Source organism: Paraburkholderia aromaticivorans (genome assembly GCF_012689525.1).
Lineage (GTDB): Bacteria > Pseudomonadota > Gammaproteobacteria > Burkholderiales > Burkholderiaceae > Paraburkholderia > Paraburkholderia aromaticivorans_A.
Genome location: NZ_CP051514.1, coordinates 2,051,579 through 2,071,849, shown reverse-complemented (window position 1 = coordinate 2,071,849; position 20,271 = coordinate 2,051,579). Strand labels below are relative to the sequence as shown.

Annotated in this window: 18 protein-coding genes and 3 pseudogenes; 7 read left to right on the top strand and 14 right to left on the bottom strand. The window is 58.7% G+C overall.

The genetic code is table 11. The annotated features are described in order from the left end of the window. Positions 1-2 precede the first annotated feature (2 nt). The 3 genes from HF916_RS09705 to HF916_RS09695 all read left to right on the top strand — a co-directional run bounded on the left by HF916_RS09705 (position 3) and on the right by HF916_RS09695 (position 2,251). Positions 3-596, top strand: a complete 594-nt coding sequence (locus tag HF916_RS09705) for a molybdopterin dinucleotide binding domain-containing protein (protein ID WP_240975211.1) — start codon at positions 3-5, stop codon at positions 594-596. Between the two features lie 227 nt (positions 597-823). Further along, on the top strand, positions 824-1,438 hold the full coding sequence (locus HF916_RS09700; RefSeq protein ID WP_240975210.1) for a 4Fe-4S dicluster domain-containing protein: 615 nt from the start codon (positions 824-826) through the stop codon (positions 1,436-1,438). A gap of 39 nt (positions 1,439-1,477) precedes the next feature. Then, positions 1,478-2,251, top strand: coding sequence for an SDR family NAD(P)-dependent oxidoreductase (locus HF916_RS09695; protein WP_168788664.1), 774 nt, complete (start codon positions 1,478-1,480; stop codon positions 2,249-2,251). Positions 2,252-2,376: 125 nt separating this feature from the next. Here the strand turns inward: HF916_RS09695 and HF916_RS09690 are convergent, their stop codons facing one another. Next, positions 2,377-3,369 (bottom strand): ABC transporter substrate-binding protein, encoded by a 993-nt coding sequence (locus HF916_RS09690; protein WP_168788663.1) that lies wholly within the window; start codon positions 3,367-3,369, stop codon positions 2,377-2,379. Positions 3,370-3,818: 449 nt separating this feature from the next. Between HF916_RS09690 and HF916_RS09685 the strand changes: the two genes are divergently transcribed. The 4 genes from HF916_RS09685 to HF916_RS09670 all read left to right on the top strand — a co-directional run bounded on the left by HF916_RS09685 (position 3,819) and on the right by HF916_RS09670 (position 7,025). After that, positions 3,819-4,157 carry an FAD-binding protein gene (locus HF916_RS09685; protein WP_240975209.1) on the top strand — a complete coding sequence of 113 codons (339 nt, stop codon included), beginning with the start codon at positions 3,819-3,821 and terminating at the stop codon, positions 4,155-4,157. 6 nt (positions 4,158-4,163) lie between these two features. Next, positions 4,164-5,141, top strand: a complete 978-nt coding sequence (locus tag HF916_RS09680) for an IS5 family transposase (protein ID WP_168787361.1) — start codon at positions 4,164-4,166, stop codon at positions 5,139-5,141. A 170-nt stretch (positions 5,142-5,311) separates the two neighbouring features. After that, positions 5,312-6,739, top strand: a complete 1,428-nt coding sequence (locus HF916_RS09675) for an FAD-binding protein (RefSeq protein WP_240975208.1) — start codon at positions 5,312-5,314, stop codon at positions 6,737-6,739. Between the two features lie 115 nt (positions 6,740-6,854). Beyond that, a complete protein-coding gene (locus HF916_RS09670; RefSeq protein WP_168788662.1) occupies positions 6,855-7,025 on the top strand; it encodes a hypothetical protein in 171 nt (56 codons plus the stop codon). Between the two features lie 386 nt (positions 7,026-7,411). Here the strand turns inward: HF916_RS09670 and HF916_RS09665 are convergent. The 13 genes and pseudogenes from HF916_RS09665 to HF916_RS09605 all read right to left on the bottom strand — a co-directional run bounded on the left by HF916_RS09665 (position 7,412) and on the right by HF916_RS09605 (position 20,193). Beyond that, a pseudogene (locus tag HF916_RS09665) lies at positions 7,412-8,143 on the bottom strand (IS6 family transposase). 430 nt (positions 8,144-8,573) lie between these two features. After that, the gene (locus tag HF916_RS51445) at positions 8,574-8,699 is read right to left on the bottom strand and encodes a hypothetical protein (protein ID WP_277352256.1); all 126 of its coding nucleotides are present in this window, start codon (positions 8,697-8,699) and stop codon (positions 8,574-8,576) included. A 1-nt stretch (position 8,700) separates the two neighbouring features. Further along, entirely contained in the window at positions 8,701-9,636 is a 936-nt protein-coding gene (locus HF916_RS09655; RefSeq protein ID WP_168788661.1) for an electron transfer flavoprotein subunit alpha/FixB family protein, read from the bottom strand. Positions 9,637-9,663: 27 nt separating this feature from the next. Beyond that, on the bottom strand, positions 9,664-10,413 hold the full coding sequence (locus HF916_RS09650) for an electron transfer flavoprotein subunit beta/FixA family protein (protein ID WP_168788660.1): 750 nt from the start codon (positions 10,411-10,413) through the stop codon (positions 9,664-9,666). A gap of 32 nt (positions 10,414-10,445) precedes the next feature. Further along, positions 10,446-11,585 carry an acyl-CoA dehydrogenase family protein gene (locus tag HF916_RS09645; protein WP_168788659.1) on the bottom strand — a complete coding sequence of 380 codons (1,140 nt, stop codon included), beginning with the start codon at positions 11,583-11,585 and terminating at the stop codon, positions 10,446-10,448. Between the two features lie 12 nt (positions 11,586-11,597). Beyond that, a pseudogene (locus HF916_RS09640) lies at positions 11,598-12,188 on the bottom strand (acyl-CoA dehydrogenase family protein); the annotation flags it as partial. Positions 12,189-12,861: 673 nt separating this feature from the next. After that, positions 12,862-14,043 (bottom strand): porin, encoded by a 1,182-nt coding sequence (locus HF916_RS09635; protein ID WP_168788658.1) that lies wholly within the window; start codon positions 14,041-14,043, stop codon positions 12,862-12,864. A gap of 70 nt (positions 14,044-14,113) precedes the next feature. Continuing rightward, entirely contained in the window at positions 14,114-15,514 is a 1,401-nt protein-coding gene (locus HF916_RS09630) for a GntP family permease (protein ID WP_168788657.1), read from the bottom strand. 414 nt (positions 15,515-15,928) lie between these two features. Beyond that, the gene (locus tag HF916_RS09625; RefSeq protein ID WP_168788656.1) at positions 15,929-16,699 is read right to left on the bottom strand and encodes an SDR family NAD(P)-dependent oxidoreductase; all 771 of its coding nucleotides are present in this window, start codon (positions 16,697-16,699) and stop codon (positions 15,929-15,931) included. A gap of 67 nt (positions 16,700-16,766) precedes the next feature. After that, positions 16,767-17,063 (bottom strand): DUF1330 domain-containing protein, encoded by a 297-nt coding sequence (locus tag HF916_RS09620; RefSeq protein ID WP_168788655.1) that lies wholly within the window; start codon positions 17,061-17,063, stop codon positions 16,767-16,769. 167 nt (positions 17,064-17,230) lie between these two features. Then, positions 17,231-18,807: pseudogene (locus tag HF916_RS09615) on the bottom strand (IS3 family transposase). A gap of 22 nt (positions 18,808-18,829) precedes the next feature. Then, complete coding sequence (locus tag HF916_RS09610) at positions 18,830-19,273, bottom strand: cupin domain-containing protein (protein ID WP_168788654.1); 444 nt, start codon at positions 19,271-19,273, stop codon at positions 18,830-18,832. Between the two features lie 53 nt (positions 19,274-19,326). After that, entirely contained in the window at positions 19,327-20,193 is an 867-nt protein-coding gene (locus HF916_RS09605; protein ID WP_240975207.1) for an NAD(P)-dependent oxidoreductase, read from the bottom strand. Positions 20,194-20,271 lie beyond the last annotated feature (78 nt).

Genomic DNA, 20,271 nt, shown 5'->3' with positions numbered 1-20,271 from the left:
TGTTGCGCTTCACCCTTGAAACCGCCCAGGGATTGCCCACGCAATCGGGCAAGTTCGAGTTTGTCCCGTCCAGCCTGCGCCGTATCGAGCAGATCGATCCAGCGCGGCCGGCGGTCAACCGATACATCAACAGTCAGAGCGGCGTGAAGCAAAGGTTCCCGCTCCAACTCGTGACCAATCATCCGGTCTATAGCTTCCATACCCAGGCAGATGGAAAGAATAGCCACATCAGCACGATCAATGAGCACCGCATGAACGTTGGAGGCTATCGATACTGGGTGCTTCGAATGAGCCCCGCGGATGCGTCGGCGCGCAGTCTCGGGTCGGGCGATCTGGTCCGGGTCTACAACGCCCAGGCTTCGGTCATCTGCGCAATCGACGTTTCGCAACTCGTCAAAGAAGGCGTTGCACGCGGAAACGAATCATGCGGCGAACTCGATCTGATCCAGACCTCGATAGGCATTGTGGATCGCGGCGGTTGTCTCAACCTCCTCACGCCGGGGCGAAAAATGAGCGAAACCGCAGACGGGATTGTTCCCAACAGTTGCTGGGTGGAGGTAGAGAAATGGAACACCGCAATGGAAAAGGCAGCATGATCGGTTGGGCACTGGTCGTGGACGTTTCGCTCTGCATCAATTGCAGGAACTGCGTGATCTCGACAAAAGACGAGTACACCGGCAATGCGTTTCCGGGCTATTCGGCGCCCCACCCTCCACAAGGTCTCGAGACGATCCGCGTCGAACGCCACGTTCGCGGAGAGGGATCGCTGGTGGACGTGACTTACATTCCGAAAATGTGCAATCACTGCGATGACGCGCCTTGCGTGAAGGCGGCGGGCGATGGGTCAATCTATAAGCGCCCGGACGGCGTCGTCGTCATCGACCCGGAGAAGTCCCGCGGCCGACAGGATCTGGTGACGGCGTGCCCTTACGGCATGATCGAATGGAACGAACAGGAACAGGTGCCGCAGAACTGGAATTTCGATGCGCACCTGCTCGACGCCGGATGGAAAGAACCGCGTTGCGCGCAAGCCTGCCCGACCAAGGCACTACGTGCGCTGAACATGCCGGAGAGCGAACTGCAAGAAATGGTGAAGAAGGAACAGTTGGCGGTCATTCGCCCGGAACTCGGCACGAGGCCTCGCGTCTTCTACCGCAATCTGGATGACGCGTTAAGCCATTTGGTGGCAGGCAACGTTTGCGAAGTTACTGGAGACGGTCGCCTGCGCAATCTGGAGGGTGTTGAAATCGTGCTGCGCGATTCCGCCGGCGGCGACGAACGCACGACCACCACTGACCATTTCGGCGATTTCCGCTTCTCAGGACTGACTGAGCAGACTTCGACAATCGAACTGCGGGTCCGAAAGAACGGCAATGAAAAAATCGTTGCAACCAGAGAGCGCGTAGGCAGCGTCAATCTCGGCACGTTGCTGTGTTGATGTCCATTCCACGGTCTGGCATTCACAGGAGGCACACACATGGAGTTGAACGACAAGGCGGCGGTTATCACGGGCGGAGACAGTGGGATCGGGCTGGCTTCGGCACGGCTGTTCCTCGAAGCGGGCGCGGATGTCGTCATCATGAGCAACAATCCGGAAACGCTTGGTGTCGCTCGCAGTCAACTCAACGAGAAGGTCGTGACGATCGAGGCCGATGTCACGGATACTCAAGCTCTCGACGTCGCCTTTGCAGAGGTGGGTCGCCGGTTTAATCATATCGACGTCCTGTTTGCCAGCGCCGGCGTTGTGTCGCCCACGCCTTTGGAGAACACGTCCAGCGAGCTCTTTGAACGTATCCTCAGAATTAACGTCGCCGGGAGTTTCTACACGGTTCAGGCCGCGCTGCCTTATCTGCGTTCGGGAGCATCGGTGATCTTGATAGGCTCCGTGGTGGCAACCATGGGAATGGCAGGATTCGGGGCGTATGCGGCGAGCAAAGCCGGACTATCGGGGATGGCACGCGCGCTGGCCTCGGAACTTACGCCTAAAGACATTCGCGTGAACACGCTGGTTCCTGGCCCCACTCGCACGCCAATCTGGAGCACCATCGCTCATACGCAGAGCGAATTACAGGAGCTCGAAAAAAGTCTGATCAGAAGTATTCCAATAGGCCGTCTCAACGAAGCCGACGAGGTCGCCCAAGCCGCGCTGTTCCTCGCTTCGGATCACTCACGTAGCATGCAGGCGGCGGAAATCGTTATCGACGGCGGCGCATCTCGTGCCCCGCAAGGCGCGCCCGCGTATCGCGTTTGAATGTGCACACCGGCGCGTCAAAATCGGACGCGCCGGTATTTTTCTCGGCCAAACTCTCTCATCGGCTGCCTTCGCTTCAAAGTCCCTCAGGCGTGCGCCGTTATTACGGCACGCGCCATCTTTCTTTAAATTGCGAAGCTTTCCAGGCTGGCCGGATGGAATAACTCACTGGGTTCGAGGCGGCGACTCGACAAGCCCTCTGCGAAATGACGCGCGAGAAAACGGTCGATTGCGTGCTCGTTAGCCGAAAAACCATATGACCAGAAGTCCGTACCCATCAGTTTTCGAGCGGCGCGTAGCTGGTCTTCGACGAACGGCAGCGTAACCTTGGTGGCCGCCGTATCACTCAGCCTCGTCAACGCAAGGGCCTTAGACTTCTCGAATGCCTTAATCACCGCGCCGGGCAGCCAAGGGTGGCTCTCCGCCAGCGTTTTACGGATTCCAAGCGTGTGCATGATCGGAAACAGCTTTGTGCGCGCGTACCAGTCTGCTGCGGCTTTGTGCGGATCGTCGAACAGATACTTGACCTGCGGATGCCCTCGGTCAAAGCATGAAGGCGCTCGCGGTCCAATGACAGCATCGATTTCTCCATCTGCGAGCAGGTTCGAGATGGTCTTGCCTTCGGGCGCGCTCTCCAGTTTGACGTCCGCAGGCAAATTCAGCGTGATTTTCTCCACCCTACCCGGATCTTCGTATCCACCGCGCACCCAGGTTACGTCAGAAGGTTTGACACCGTACTCCTCTTCAAGAAGAAGCCGGACCCAGACGTTTGCCGTTAGCTGATATTCCGGCACGCCGATGCGCTTGCCCTTCAGATCTTGCGGACTGTTAATGCCCCTATCCGTGCGCACGTAAACCGATGTATGCCGAAAAGCTCTCGACGGAAAGACCGGCACCGCGATGTAGGGTGACGTGCCCGCAGCAGTCTTCACTGAGTAGCTGCTAAGCGAGAGCTCGCAAATATCAAAGTCCGCATGTCTGAACGCGCGAAAGAAGATCTCCTCGGGATCCTGCAGCATGAAGACGGGATCCACGCCCTCGATCTGAACCTCACCGTCGACCAATGGCCTGATCCTGTCGTAATTGCCTACGGCGACGGATAACTGAAGCTTGCTCATTGTTGCTCCTGTGTGTTGCTGTGTGTTGCCGAAAACGCTCTGTTTCGCCTGCAACCATGCACTGTGCAGAAAGGCGCACGACGCTGGTTTCGATCTTCAGTCATCCATATAGATCTATATCGAATGATCCTTCATGAATCTATTAATGTCAAGAGCTTCGAGACTCCGTCGACAACTTCACGATATCGAAACAGAAGGGGTAGTCTGGTGAATCAAGGCAGGACGCAAGACATGTGCATACGCAGCAAGTGGAGCCGACAAATTTGCCTGGGGGATTCCCTGGAGTTTCTTGACATTGTTCACCTCAAATTACATGATTCGCTATGAATCAATCTTTTCTAGCATTATGCTATATCGAATGATGTGGTTGTAGCGCGACTGATTTCCAAAGCACGCACGCCGACCTTCGAATACATCTGACAGAAACGCTAGCAAACAGGACACATGCCATGGGCACCGCAACGACGCAGAATTGGGACCGCGAGGTCGACGTCATCATCATGGGTGCAGGCGCCGCCGGTATGACGGCAGCGATCGTGTCGAAGAACGAGGGGTTGGTCCCGCTCGTTCTCGAGAAGACCGATCAGGTTGGTGGAACGTCCGCGTGGTCGGTGGGCATGATGTGGTTCGTCGACAGCGCGCCAATGCAGGCCGCCGGCTTCAAGGACTCATTGGATAAAGCGCGCGAATACTTTGCAGGGACAGTTGGCACGAGTGTCGAGCGCTCACTGCAGGAAGCCTACGGCTACGCTGAAAAAGGTCAACGGCATTGGTCGCTCAATCGTTAGATGTGCATGAAACAACAGACCCTTGCGATGGCGGCCGATCAAGGCGCCGGATTTGAACAGTACCGTCGGCCAACCAAACGCGATGTGTTCCTTGAGACGATGGAGCAGATCGTGCCGTGGGCGCAGTTGTGCGAGGTTGTCGAGCCGTACTATCCGAAGGGTCAGGGCGGTCGCCCGCCAGTGGGTCTGGAGCGCATGCTGCGCATGCACTTTCTGCAGCACTGGTTCAACCTGGCCGATGAAGCCTGCGAGGAAGCGCTGCTGGATAGCACCGCATTGCGGCGATTCGTCGGCATTGACCTGGGGCGCGAGCGCGTTCCTGATGGTACGACGCTCTTGAAGTTCCGGCGGCTGCTGGAGCGCAACAAGCTCGGCGAGCAATTGTTCGCCAAGGTCGGCGAGGTACTGCAAGGGCGCGGACTGAAGGTAGGCAGCGGCACCATCGTGGATGCCACCATCATCGGTGCGCCGAGTTCCACAAAGAATGCGGACAAGGCGCGAGATCCCGAAATGCATCAGACGAGGAAGGGCCAGCAGTGGTACTTCGGCATGAAGTTGCACATCGGTGTGGATAGCCAGACGGGTCTGGCACACAGCGCGGTAGTGACAGCGGCGAACGTGCACGACAAGCATCCGCTGCCGGCGCTGCTGCATGGCGGCGAGCAGCGTGTGTACGGTGACAGCGCCTATGCGAGCCAGAAGGAACTCATCGCCAGCAAGGCGCCGAAAGCCAAGGACTTCACCAACCAGCGTGTGCGCAATCGCAGTGGTGAAGTCGATGAAGCCAGGCGCTCGAAAAACCGCAGCAAGTCGAAGATTCGTGCCCGGGTCGAACACGTCTTTGCGGTGGTCAAGCGGCTGTGGGGGTTCGGCAAGGTGCGCTATCGCGGCCTCGCGAAGAACGCCACGCGCGCCTTTACCACACTCGCGCTGGCCAACATCTACATGAGCCGCACGCGGCTGATGGCACAGCTGCGTCCATGAGTAGCCAAAGTGGGTCGAGAGACCCGCTTGCAAGGCCCTTCAGGGCCAGAAAATCGAACCAGTCGGGTCGCTGATCTCGCATTCCGAAATTCAGCGACAAGCTGTTGGCGAAAACGCTGGCTTCTTCAGCGTAGCCCTACATCCAGGATGGCCGAACCGCCCTCGACTATATGCTGCGCAACTCCGCGCTTGAGGTCGTGGCAGTCGACTACCCCGACTACCACCCCGAGTTGGAGGGAGCCATGTTCGGCCGTGCTCACGCCCCGTTGGAATTCGACGCGCGTAAGCTTGGGGAGCAGTTCAAGCACTTGCGTGCGCCGCTGCCGGCGTTCGCACCGTTCGGCGGCATGATGCTCGACCTCGTCGACTTGCTCCACTTCCTGTCCTTCACGAAGTCGGCGAAATCGTTCTTCCACGTGCTGAAGCGCTTCTTGCGCTATGGCGTCGACCGGCTGAGCTACCACCGTGGCACCCGGCTCGTGGGCGGCAATGCGCTCATCGCCCGGTTGTACAAGACCATACTGGACCGTCAGATCGAAGTCTGGCTGAAGTCGGCCGCCACCAGGCTGATCGTGGAGGACGGCGCCGTCATCGGTGCCGAAGTGGTCCGCGACGGCCGCGCACTTCGAATCCGCGCTCGCCAGGGTGTGGTCATTGCGACCGGCGGGTATCCGGGCAACCTGGAAATGCGTCAGCAACACTCACGCAAGCCCACCGTCGAATTGGGACTCGGATTGCCCAGCAATGTAGGCGAGGGAATTCGCTTGGGCGAATCGGCCGGTGGACGACTTGACCACAACTCGGAGGACACGGGTTACTACGTACCGATGTCCGTGCTGTCGAACGGGACGGGCGAAAAGACGCTCTGGGGCCACTTCATGCTCGACCGTCCCAAGCCTGGCTTTATCGCAGTGGGCAAGGACGGGAACCGCTTCACCAACGAAGCGGCGTCGTACCACGCTTTTACCCTCGGCATGTTCGATGCCGGCGCTATCCCCGCCTATCTGATTGCCGATGCGGCGACCGTAAAAAAGTACGGTATTGGCGTCATCCTTCCGGGCGGTATGTCGCTGCGACGCTACGAGAAAACGGGATACATCGTCAGCGGCCGGACGCTGGCTGAACTTAGCGGCAAGATCGGCGTGGACCCCGCCGGGTTGGAGCGCAGCGTCGCGCGCAACAACCAGTTCGCCGCCACCGGCGTGGACACGGATTTCGGCAAGGGATCGTCCGCCTATAACATTTACAAGGGCGACCCGACCCATTCGCCCAATACCTGCCTGGGCCCCATCGAGCGTGGTCCTTTTTACGCCGTCAAGCTGATGCCGGGAGATTTCGGTACTAGCCGTGGCCTCGTGACCGGAAGTCACGGTGAAGTATTTGATCAGGACAACCGGCCAATTCCGGGGCTCTATGCCTGCGGCAATGACATGAACTCGCCGGTCGGCGGACACTATATTGGCGCTGGAATTACACTCGGCCCCGCGTTGACGTTCGGTTATCTGGCCGCCATGGCCATTGCCGGAAGCGGTCAACCGAAGGCCGGCAGCGCAGCCAGCAGCCCCGCTTCTTCGAGCGCTGAAGCGCGCATTAGCTAATGCGTCAACGCTCGCGGTCCAACAGAAAATGTCGGTTCGGGCGATGCGTTGAACGCCTCGGCTTCGAGATAAGTGCCTGTTGCGCCGCGACATTCGACCAAACGAGGAGACTGTCATGAATTGGCCTGTCTGGGTGCTGAGTTTGCTTGCCGCCGTGGGTCTTGCCGCTCTGGTGCTCGTGTGGAGTGAGCCGGAACCATCGGACGAACAGTCATGCGCCTATTACGGCCAGAGTTGCGTGCCTCCGGCGGTTTTCTCCGGAGCCTTTTTCCGTCTGTTTTCGTGAGGTCTTTGATCGCAGTGGCCGGCTGGTGGATTGCGGAGAAAATCGGAATGAGCCATTTGATCCTTAAGCGATACCGGCTGGTCCATCATGGCGAGTTGGGACGCCAGCTTGCCGCAACCCCGATCAACTGCCGCGCGCAGAGCGTCGAGCATTACCGACGGCGAAGGATTCGAACTGGTCGTCGATACAATTAGCGATGCCATGCTTGATGCGCCGTTCGCTGCGGTCAGGCACTTCGGGCTCGTAGTCAGTGCGCTCGTTGGGTACACACGCGCTCGCACCGCTCTCACTTCGCGAAGCGACCTACTACGGCATCTTCACGCTGTACGGCATTGTCAAGTTGACGGGTGCCACCGACAAACGCCCTTAAAACGTAGTTATCCTTATCAGATAGTGTTGGATACCGCGGTGGTGACTGTCCAGTCATACCATTTGGCGAAGCGTTCCTGCAGCATTCCGCGATGACATGCTGCGTTCATCAGATGTCTGGGCAACGCGAAGTGCTGCCGGATCGGTCCGGAGCATGAGAGAAACGCCTGCGTGCGACGCGCATCGCGAAAGCCACACATCTGCCGTTCGCGCCTGCGGGTCGGTTGGTGGCTGTTCTCTGCGCGGTTGTTCACCCGTGCAGCCGCCTTGACGAGAACGTGCTTCACATGAACAAGCTCGGGAATCTCTGCCTTTGCCGCTGGATAGCTGCGTAGCTGGTCGGTGACGATCTTGCGCGGCACCGGGTTTGAACGTAGCACCCTCCGGAAAAAGCGCTTTGCCGCAGCCTTGTCGCGCCGCTTTTGCACCAGCACGTCGAGTTCAGCACCATGCTAGTCGACCGCTCGCCACAGCAGATACGGCTCGCCGCGCAGCGTCACGAACATTTCGTCCAGATGCCATGTGCTACCCGGCTTGCGCCGTCCGGCTTTGGCGCGCTGGGCGAATCCAGCGCCAAACTTCTCGCACCAGCAACGGATCGTTTCGTAGCTGACCACGACACCACGTTCGAGCAACGACTCCTCAATGTCGCGCAGGCTCAGGCTGAACCTGAAATACCAGCGAAGCGCGCAGCTGATGACAGCGGCGGGGAAGCGGTGACCGTGATAAAGCGATTTCGTTTTCTTCATCGCTTCATTCTACCGCCGCCTCTCCATCAACCTGACAGAGCCCCCGCGTGGGCGAAAAACACCGAAGCGGGGCCGCAAGCAGCACTTTGATCCGGCGATCTTCGATGAGCGCTTCAGGACCATCGAACGCGTCTTTGCATGGGAAGATAAGTTCCGTCGTCTGCTGCTGCGCTTCGAACGCATCAGTGACGTGCACTACGCGTTAAAGACACTCGCCTATACGATGATCAATCTGCGGCACTACTGCCAAAACTGATCTCAATTTCTGGCTTAGCGTAGCACCGTCGGCGCCCGGCTCAGCGTCGCGATTGTGCTCGACCTGTCGATACCTTCATCTTCGCATAACGAAACATGTCGTCGCATCTTCAGCGTGCCGTACCCGACATCGATTTGCGCCTCAGGATTTCGAGCGCCCTCTACGAAATCAGCGTCAAAACTCGCAACCAGTTGACAGTTCGGAGAACCAGCGCCAGAGCGTGGCGTCTTCTTTATCGGCGAGCTTGGCGGCTTCGCTCCGAACGTTGTCGCGGGTTATCGCCAGCATGGATTTTTGCATCTCAGGCTAGTGCGTTGGCGAGCTCGGGAACGGCGGTGAACAGATCGCCAACGAGGCCGTAATCCGCGATGCTGAAGATCGGCGCTTCTTCGTCCTTGTTGATTGCGACGATCACTTTCGAGTCTTTCATGCCGGCCAGATGCTGGATCGCGCCTGAAATGCCGACGGCGATATAGAGTTGCGGCGCGACGATCTTGCCCGTCTGACCGACCTGATAGTCGTTCGGTACGAAGCCAGCATCGACGGCTGCGCGTGAGGCGCCTAGCGCGGCTTGCAGTTTGTCGGCTAGCGGTTCGAGAACCTTCGTGTAGTTCTCGCCGCTGCTGAGCCCACGACCGCCCGATACGATGATGTTCGCCGACGTCAGTTCCGGACGGTCGAGCTTCGTCACTTCTCGGCTCACGAACTGCGAAATGCCTGCATCGGGTGCTGCTTCGATTTTTTCAACTGTTGCGCTGCCACCTTCCCCGGCAGCGGGATCGAAACCTGTCGCGCGCACGGTGATGACCTTGATCGCGTCGTGTGACTGAACCGTCGCGATTGCGTTGCCTGCGTAGATCGGGCGTTCGAACGTGTCGGCGCTGATCACGGCGGTAATCTCGCTGATCTGTGCGACGTCGAGCTTTGCTGCAATGCGCGGCGCGATGTTCTTGCCGTAAGCCGTCGCCGGCGCGAGGATGTGCGAGTAATTCTTCGCGATATTCAGTGCCGTAGCTTCGACGTTTTCCGCGAGGTCTTCGGCCAGCTGCAGCGCGTCGGCGAATAGTACCTTCGATACACCTGCCACCTTCGCAGCCGCTTCAGCCGCGCCTTGCGCATTGTGGCCAGCCACCAGCACGTGCACGTCACCGCCGATCTTCTGTGCAGCAGCAACCGTATTCAGCGTCGCTGCCTTCAGCGCCGCGTTGTCGTGTTCAGCAATTACCAGAATCGTCATTTCATTCGTCTCCGTGTGCCCGAAAATTCACAGCACCTTGGCTTCCGTCTTGAGTTTCTCGACCAGCGTCTTCACGTCGGCAACCTTCACACCAGCGGAGCGCTTCGGCGGCTCGACAACCTTCAGCGTCTTCAGGCGCGGCGTGACATCGACACCGAGGTCTTCCGGCTTGACGATTTCCAGCGGCTTCTTCTTCGCCTTCATGATGTTCGGCAGCGTCACGTAGCGCGGCTCGTTCAGGCGCAGGTCGGTCGTCACCACTGCAGGCAGCATGAGCGACAGCGTCTCGGCACCGCCGTCCACTTCGCGCGACACAGTGGCTTTACCGTCGGCCACGACCACTTTCGATGCGAACGTCGCTTGCGGCAGGTTTGCCAGGGCGGCCAGCATCTGCCCGGTCTGGTTCGAATCGTCGTCGATAGCCTGCTTGCCGAGGATGATCAACTGCGGCTGTTCCTTGTCGACCAGCGCCTTGAGCAGCTTGGCCACCGCCAGCGGCTGCAGTTCTTCCGAAGACTCGATCAGGATCGCGCGGTCCGCACCGATCGCCAGCGCCGTGCGCAGCGTTTCCTGCGATTGCGTCACACCCGCCGACACGGCGATCACTTCGGTCGCCACGCCCGCTTCTTTCAGGCGCACGGCTTCTTCAACCGCGATTTCGTCGAACGGATTCATCGACATCTTCACGTTCGCGATGTCGACGCCCGTGCCGTCCGATTTCACGCGGACTTTCACGTTATAGTCAACCACTCTCTTGACTGGTACAAGAATCTTCATATCTGGTTTCCTTTTATTGGCACGACCGACACTCAGGCCGCCATAGCCGAACCCATCTCGATATATCGCGCGAGATGATGATCTTCATCGCCGAGCTGATGGTCGATCATCACAAGACGCTTCGCGTAGTGCGAAAGCGGCAGTTCCCACGTCATGCCGATCCCACCGTGCAGCTGGATCGATTCTTCCGCGACGCGCGCGCCGATGCGACCGATTGAGTATTTTGCCGCCGACAATGTCCGTTCGCGATCGACGCCTTCGGCAGCCACGGCAGCCGCCGCGTTGATCGCTGCAGAACGCGCCTGTTCGATATCGAGCGACAAATCGGCCATACGATGCTGCAATGCCTGAAACGTGCCGATTGGGGCGCCGAACTGCTTTCGCGTGCGCAGATAGTCGAGCGTGTGCTCCTTCGCGACGTCCATCGCGCCGACCGCTTCCGATGCGAGCGCAACAAGTCCATAACCAATTGCCAGCGTGAGCGTCGCGAGTCCGGTTCCCTCTTCGCCGACGAGCGCGACGGCGTCGAGCGCGACGTCATTGAGCGCCACCTCCGCCGCCCGTCCACCATCGATCTTCCGGTAGCCGCGCACCTCCACGCCCCTGGCAACCCGCGGTACCACGAAGAGGGAAATGCCCGCTTCGTCGTGCTCTCCACCCGACGTACGTGCCGACACGAGCAGCACATCTGCCTGTTCTGCCTGATGCACGACACCTTTCGCGCCACTCAGCACCCAACCCTTATCGTTGCGCACGGCACGCGTCGCAACACGCGCCGGCTCATAGTGGGAGCCTGGCTCGTCGTGTGCCAAGGCAGCGATGGTGTCCCCGTCGATCAGCTTCGCGACGATACCGCGCTGAACCTGATTGCCTGCGCGAGCAAGCGCCCGTCCGACGATCAACACATCCAGAAATGGCTCGACCACGAGTCCGCGCCCAAGCGCCTCGAACACGACGGCGATATCGACGCCATCGCCGCCGAAGCCGCCGACGGACTCATCGAAGAATGCGCCGACGATGCCGAGTTCGCAGAACCGCTTCCACATGTCGAGGCTGAAACCCTCTTCCGATTGCGCGATGTGGTCGCGCACATTGAATGGATACTGATCCGCGATGAAACGGTTGAGCGAATCCGCAAGCATCCGCCGATCTTCCGTGTGCTGAAAATTCATGGTACGAATCCTTTAGAGCCCGAGGATCATCTTGGAGATGATGTTCTTCTGAATTTCGTTGGAGCCACCAAAAATTGACAGCTTGCGATTGTTGAAGTACTGGGGCGCCGCGCTCGACCCATCGACATCGTCGGCGCCGTCAAGCGCCTCTTCGACGAGCGGTTGCGCATACGGCCCCATCGCGCGGCGCATCAGCGACGAAATCTCCTGGCGAATCTCCGTGCCGCGAATCTTGAGCATCGAACTCTCTGCGCCCGGCACGCCTCCGCCTACCACGGCCGCGATCACGCGCAGGTTCGTCGTTTTCATGTTTTCGAGGTCGATCTCGACGCGCGCTGGCCGCGCTGCGAACAACGGGTCTGCGATGAGAGCGCGGCCATTGCGCTGGACCTTGCTTGCGACCGCCTTCAGGCGACGCAGCGCCGCGACCGAGAAGCCGACACCTGCAATGTTGGTCCGCTCATAGGTCAGCAGATACTTCGCGTGCGTCCAGCCCCTGTTTTCCTCGCCGACGAGGTTCTCGACAGGCACGCGCACATCGGTGAAGAACACCTCGTTGACTTCATGCTCGCCGTCGAGCGTGATGATGGGCCGCACTTCGAGACTTCAGCGCGAAACGCCTCTTCCTCTGCAGTGAATGTCAGATCCATGACTCAGTTCCATCTGGAGATTGAAATTGTGGATGCCCCGAGGCTGTGACTACATTCTCGGGGGGATAAGCACATTTAACAATCACATGGAGAATTGACATACCGTCAAGTTTTCTTTGACAAACGCGATTATCACGACCTGCACGGAAGAGGTCAGCGAACCAGCCGTCCAGTCAAGATTCTCCATGCTGGTAGTCGGAGGCAGGCGCGAACCTGACATACGGAACGGGCGACTCTCATCTATCAATCCGAACCCGCGCTACTAAGCCCGTTATGGCTAGCTGCCCACATTGCCCGACTGAAACAACCCTCGGTACCTCTTACTCAATTGAGCCGTGACGCAGTCTTCCGGACACCGGCGCGCTGCCAGAATGAAGCAGCCCGGGGATAGTGCCTGCCCTGCAGGTTTATCTCGGAGGGGCAGATCAGCCTTAGCCGAGGTTCGTTGACGGACTTTGATACGGCTGTTGACCGCAAGACACCGACCAGTCCTGCCGCTGCATCGAGCATCAACTCCTCCCTGATGAATCGCGAATTCGTCCCCCGAGTCACAGTTCGAGGTGCTGATTGCTGGGACCGTTTTATGAAACAAAGCGCGGACGGGCCGCATTGGCCGCCGCTTCGAATCAGAACTTGTGACGTATGGCAAAACGTAACGCAGTTTGCTTGTCCGTACTGGATGGAGTGATCTGGCTGAGAGACGCGACTGCCAGTTTCCCGCTGGAATCTGTCCCGCTTGCCTTCTGGAACGCGACCACCGCATAGATATCGGTTCGTTTGGAAAGGAAGTAATCGATGCCCAGAGCACCTTGGTGATACGAGGCGTCACCCACTCCGTTAGGGCCGCTTCCTTTCGTGTACACATACTCGGCACCCACGAGCAGCGCAGGCGTGAACTGGTATTTGAAGTTCAACTCCACGTTGTTCAGCGTCGCGCTGCCGCTTACGCCTCTCACTGGAACCGGCCCGGACGATACATCGCCCAGTCCCTTGAAGCGGGTATTGGAATACAGTGCGCCGAGCGTGGATGCCCCAAACGTGTATGCCGCCCCCGCGCCGATCACCTGTAGCACATGCGCTGACGCATAGCCGGAGATAACAGGCGAGTTGCCGAAGTTCGAGCCCGGAACGCCTCCACTCGTGGCCGCTACGGTGCCGCCGGACCCATAGAACGATACGTTCGGATTTCGTACGTTGAGATATGCCGCGCCCAGAACCAGCGGACCGCTCGTATAGCCGGCGCCGAACGACCATATCTGATTGCGTGTCGGGTCTCCGGCAAGACCGCCGAGGCTGTACATGCCCCCGAAGGTCAATCCACCCAGGCCCCTGCTCGTGAATTTGACCGCGTTGTTGACGCGGTTAGTATTGTTGAAATTGTCATTGTCCGCCGGATGCGCGCCGAGGTATCCTGCCCACTGATCGCCTGCTTCAAGAATCCCGACGAAATCGACCACTGAATCGTACTGGCGACCGAGCGTGACGGTACCAAGACTGTTCGACAATCCGACATAAGCTTGTCGACCAAACTCGAGTCCACCCTGACCCAGTTTTCCGGTATTCTCATCGAAGCCGTTTTCGAGCACGAACATCGCTTTCAGGCCACCGCCCAGATCCTCGTTCCCTCGCATGCCCCAACGGCTGCCATTCAATTCGCCGCTCGCCAGGTAATATTGACGATTTCCTCCTGCATTGCTGTTGAATTGCACTCCTTCATCAAGGATGCCATACAGCAATACGTTGCTTTGTGAATGTGCGACGCCACTGACCGAGCACAAAAAGGCACAGGCAAGAGGAAGCTTCCGCATATGAAGATCTCCAATAAAGTCTTTGTTTTTTAGGGACACTGCTGGTTGAGACGAGACTGCAAAACAGTTTTCAAACCCACCCAGTGAGGTAATACACGGAGATGACGAATGCCACGGCCATCGTCTTGATGAGGGTGATGGCGAAAATCTCCCGATACGACTGACGATGCGTCAGCCCGGTCACCGCCAGCAACGTGATGACGGCGCCGTTGTGCGGCAGCGTGTCCATGCCGCCACTCGCCATCGCGACGACGCGATGCAGGACATCCAACGGTATATGCGCGGCGTGGGCATTCCTGATCAACAAATCGGATGTCGCGGCAAGCGCGATACTCATACCGCCAGAGGCCGAACCCGTGATGCCTGCCAGCGTGCCCACCGACACCGCGGCATTGACAAGTGGGTTAGGTATTGTCTTGAGTGCGTCGCTTACGACCATGAAACCCGGCAACGCGGCGATTACCGCACCGAAACCATATTCCGACGCCGTATTCATTGCGGCCAACAATGCGCCGCCTGCGGCAGCGCGCGTGCCATCGGCGATAGTGGCGGAGACCCGCCTGAAAGCTGTCAACACCACGAGCGCGATGCCGAGAATCAATGCAGCCTCGACGGCCCAGATCGCGGTAACCGCCTTGATCGACGTCGTAACCTGACCATGCACGCCTGGCAGCACCTCCGGTGCCACGGTGTACGAAGGTCCATACCAGTGCGGAATCCACTTCGTGAAGCAGTAGTTCGAGACGCCGACCAGGATCAGCGGCATGATCGCCAGCACCGGGTTGGGCAACATGTTCTCTGCCAGGCGCTCTGGCTCGTTAACGAGTGACGTGCCGTACCCTTCGCCCTTTGCCATCGCGCTCTTTCGACGCCACTCGACATAGATCAATCCGATGACGAGCATGAATACTGAACCGCTCACTCCAAGCGCAGGTGCGGCCCAACCCGTAGTCCTGAAAAAGGTGGACGGGATGATGTTTTGAATCTGCGGCGTGCCTGGGAGCGCGTCCATGGTGAAGCAGAACGCACCGAGCGCGATAACGCCTGGCATTAACCGCTTCGGAATATTGCTCTGCCGATAGAGTTCTGCAGCGAATGGATAAACCGCAAACACGACAACGAATACCGATACCCCGCCGTAAGTCAGCAACGCGCAAACCGTGATAATCACGACGTTTGCACGCGAACGACCGATATATCGAATGGCGGCAGCAACGATGGCTGCGGCAAATCCCGATATTTCGATCACCTTTCCGAATAGCGCGCCAAGCAGAAACACCGGGAAGTAGAGCTTCACGAAACCAACCATCTTTTCCATGAAGATGCCCGAGAACACCGGCGCGACGGCTGCGGGTTCCGTGAGGAAGACGGCGCCGAGCGCTGCGATCGGAGCAAAAAGAATGACGCTGTAGCCGCGATATGCCGCGAGCATGAGAAACGCCAGAGAAAACAGAACAATTACCAAGGCCATACCGGTCTCCGATCTTGACTACTTTTTTCGGTTTCAATTCTCAAACTAACTGTTACATTTTCGAATTCCTCAACACGTATTTGTTAGATTAATAATTAGGTATGCAAATTTATAACCGCAAAGTATTACGTTAGACGATCTGCGTTCTAGGCATACGCGCTGGAGTCTCGCTGCTTGTGCGGTGAGCAGTCGAAATGCTCATCATCACATCGAAATTCATTTCGGTCGCGAGCAGGTAGTCGAGCGCGTGCCCTTTCCGGACATCCATCGCACCGAGCACCTTCGAGTCGGCGCGACGATGTCGTAATCCGTGGCGCGATCAGGCGCTTCGGTTTCCGGGTACCGCGTTGGCATCGACACGCACGTTCGCGAGCAACACCTCCACGGCACAGGCACTGTCGATCTTCGTGCCCGTCATGAAATCGAAAAACCGCCATCGATTGCGAAGATCTGGCCTGTCGTCTTCCTCGATTCGTCCGATGCCAGGAACAGGGCGGTCATCGCCACTTCCTCTGGCTCGACGAGGCCGAGCAATTGACGCTCGCTCGTCTTGTTCATCACCTCCGGTTGCGTTTCGATGAGACCGAGCACGCGTCTGGTCGTCGTTACCGCCGGGGCGAGCGCATTGACGCGGATGCGATGGGGCGCGTACTCGACGGCCATCGAACGTGTAAGCGATGCGATGCCGCCCTTAGTGGCCGTATACGCGTCTTTTCCTCGCGTGCCGACGAGTGCAAACACGGAGCAGCTATTGATGACCGAACCTCCACCGCTCTCAAGCATGGCCGCGATCCCATACTTGCATGCTATCCAGGTGCCGAAAAGATCGAGTTTGACCGCTCGCCAGAACTCGTCGGCCGGGCAATCGGTGACACGTGCGTCGATCCTGCTCGATCCACCTGCGTTGTTATAAAGCACGTCGATCTTGCCGCCGAATTCAACTGCCGACTTGATGGCCTCACGCACGCTATTTTCGTTCGTGACGTCGGTCCGAACGAACTTCGCCGTGCCGCCGTGTCCGAGGATCGCTTCGGTAACGGCTTCACCGCTGTCTGCGTCGAATTCCGCAATGATGACTGCCGCGCCCTCAAGTGCGAACCGCTCGGCCGCGACCCGTCCAATACCGGCGCCCGCGCCCGTGATGAACGCCACCTTTCCTGCGAGTCGACCTTTCGTTTCGATCATTCTGCCTCCGGCGATGTGTGCAATGAGTTCCGTCCGTTGATAGAACGGACGCAACCTTCGTATGCGTTCAGTTGCTGCCGGAGAGACACATGACTCGCGCATCTGCATTACGCAGTCTTAGCGGCAGGATGTCCTGATAAGCAGTCGATGCATACCATTCTTCCGCGCGTTGGGAGCTTTCGAATTCGAGTACGACGATAGTGGCACCATTCGCCGTTCCTTCCAGCACGTTTTGCGTGCCGCCGCGGATCAGGAATACACCGCCGTATGCATCGAGCGTTGCTTGTACCTTGCTGCTGTATTCGCTCCACTCCGAGTTGGCGGAGCGAATATTAACTTCGGCAAAGATGTAGCCCTTGGTCATTTGAAGTTCCTCTGCGTTCGATATGTCGTTCAATGTCGGCTCATGTTGGCATGCATCCACGAATCCATTACGGTTGGGAAGCGAAGGCCTCGGGCGGGTCGCAGGCTACCGTGCCCATCTTCGCCGGCGGAAGTTTTCCAGCTAGTTGTCGCCTCGACGTTTTGAATTCAGGCTGCTTTTAATTCCTGGTTACGGGGTCGTCGAATGTTGACCGTCGGCTCAGCACGATCGGGATTCAGATGCACGACATGAACGCGCTGCCAGTCCCGCGTGGCACCTTTCCATCGTAGCGGATGACGTTCGCGCGCACCCTCGTAGAGCGCCTTGCGGCGCTCGAGGATGTCCTGATCAAGATTCGCATGGCGCTGGGCCGGCGTCACGAAACGGATCGCACTGTGGCGGTGTTCGTGGTTGTACCAGCGCACCAGTTCTGCAACCCAGGTGCGGGCGGCGAACAGGGTATCGAATGCCTCTAACGGATAAGCGGGCCGGTACTTCAGCGTTTTGAACAACGATTCCGAATAGGGGTTGTCGTTGCTCACGCCGGGGCGACTCAACGACGGCATCACGCCCAAGGCCTGCAAGGTGGCAAGCATCGTGGCGCCCTTCATTGGGCCGCCGTTGTCGGAGTGCAAAATTACCTGGTTGGGCTGTATCGCCTCACGCGCGCATAGATCCTTGAGCACCTCGCTGGCCTGGGCGCTACTCTCTTCGGCGTAGACCTGCCAGCCGACGATCTTGCGGCTGAACACGTCCATAAACAGATACAGATAAAAGTACTGCCCGCGGATCGTCGCCGGCAAGTACGTGATGTCCCAACTGTAAAGCTGATTCGGCGCGTCCGCGCGAACCGCTCGTGGTTTGCCGCATGATTTGACCGGCCGTTCACTGCGCCGATGGGCAAGCTGCTTCTCGGCTTTCAGCACCCGATAGAACGTCGACTCCGAGGCGATATAGCGTTGCTGGTCAGCCAGCCGAGGCACGATCTGGCTCGGCGGCAAATGACCAAACTCGGCCGAGTTCGCAACTGCCAGCAGCTCGGTGCGTTCCTCGGCGCTCAGCTTGTGAGATGGCTCATGGTGTCGTAACGAGCGCCCGTCCACCGCGTCAGGTTCGCCACCTTGCCAACGCTGAACCGTCCGTGCGCTCAGCCCCAGCATCTCACACGCGGGCGCCTGGCGAGCCCCCGCCAGGGTCGCCTCGCTGATCAGGCCGATCAATGTCTTGCGCTCTTCAAGGGCTGTCATTCGGCCTCGCCCTCGAACAGCGCACGATACTTTTTTTGCAGCACCAACAGCGCCGCCGCCTCCGCCAGCGCTTTCTCCTTGCGGTTCAATTCGCGCTGTAATTGGACATTGGCTTGCTTCAGATCCCGTACTTCCTGGCCGTTCTCACGCCGACCGCCGGTCCCGCCGACGGCGCAAAAATCCATGCGCCACTGCGTGAGATGATGAGCGAACAGCCCCCGCTCACGACACCACGCGTTCAGTGCTTCGTCGACCAGGCCGTGGCTCTCATGCAAAGCCAGCAGCCGTTCTTCCGGCGACCAGTCTTCTGGACGTTTTGCTAGTCCGGAGCCTGAGCTCCGACCCGCAGCGGCGCTACCTCTCATCCACTTCCTTAATGTCAGTAAATTCATGTTCAATTCGTCGGCCACCGATCCAACCGTGCGGCTCCCGCGCTGCAAAACTTTCGACAGCGCTTGCTCTTTGAACTCGACAGAATACGTTTGTTTCGCCTTCAACCTGCACCTCTGACTCTTCAATTTAAGAAAATTCAGAGGCGACAACTATTGTGACACCGGGGGCCGGCACGGACACTTCGAGAAGCTCAAAGTCTTGCGAGATGGCGATCTCGTTATGCTTGAGCCCACCCGGAATAAGCAGCGATTCGCCTGCGCTCACGCGAATCTTCCGGCCATCCTCAATCAGGAGATCCACCCACCCTCGCAACGTGAAGATGAATTGGGACTCGCACAAGTGGTAATGCCATCCGGTCTGCTGCATGTCGCCCGTGGCAATAGTGAGCTGCGCGCGCATGCGCCCGTCCGTGGCATCGGTGACGCCAAGATCGCGGTATTTGAAAAATTCGCGGCGCCCCGGCACCAGCGGTGCGGTCTCCGGGGTGGCGTAGGCAAGTTTTGCAATCAGCTCGGCGCTATCGCTGGCTGTCGCAGGAGAAGCGGCTTTATCGCTGTCGACGGAATTCATGATTTGCTCCGTTGTGTGAAACTGTTGGCGGGGTAGGGAAATCTCGCGGCGGGTTATTGTCGTGGTACGCCACGAACCACTACGCCGCCGCGTGATTCCACGATTTTGAGGATGGACGTGAAGTCGTCGCGTCCCCGGCCCTGTTCGATTGCGACATGCCAGAGATCTCGCGCTTCGTTCAGCACGGGCACCGGCACGTCGAGTGCTCTCGCTTCGTCAATGGCGAGCTCCACGTCCTTTGCCACGATCGACATGTGCGCACCAAAGTCAAATGCACCGCAGATGGCGAAGCGGGCGAGGATATCCGCGGCCGCGCTGTTCCCGGTGCTCGACCGGATCACCTCGATCATGGCGTCCGCGTCGAGTCCTGCCTTTGCGCCGATGGTAAGCGCCTCAGAAGCCACGACCATATTGGCTGCGAGCATGATGTTGTTCACTAGCTTCATTGCCTGGGCCTGGCCGGGCTGTTCGCCAAGTCTGCAGATCTTCTTTGCGATGAGTGTGAGCCATGGCATCGCGGTGGCAACGACATCGTCGTTGCCCGACAGCATGATGGACAAGGTGCCCGCCCGCGCCGCAGCGGGGCCGCCGCTGACTGGTGCATCGATGGTCACGATGTTCGAGGCAGCGAGCCGCTTCGTATTCGACGAGACCACAGTCGGCCCCAGCGTGGACATCTCGATATATGTTTGCACTCTCCTGCCCGCAGCCACGGCATCCTGCCCGAACAGCACGCGTTCACACACGTCACTGTTCGGCAGACAGGCCATGACAACGGACGCCGCATCCGCCACTAAGCGGGGGCTGGCATGCGCCGTCGCGCCAGCTTCGACCAGCGGCCTGACTGCTTCGGGATTCGGGTCGAACACATGCAGCGTCGAGCCTGGATGAATGAGCCGCAGGGCAATCGCGGCGCCCATGTTTCCGAGGCCCAGAAAGCCGAGATGCGTGATATCGCTCACGTTGATAAGTCTCCGTCATTTATCCGGCGCCGTGCG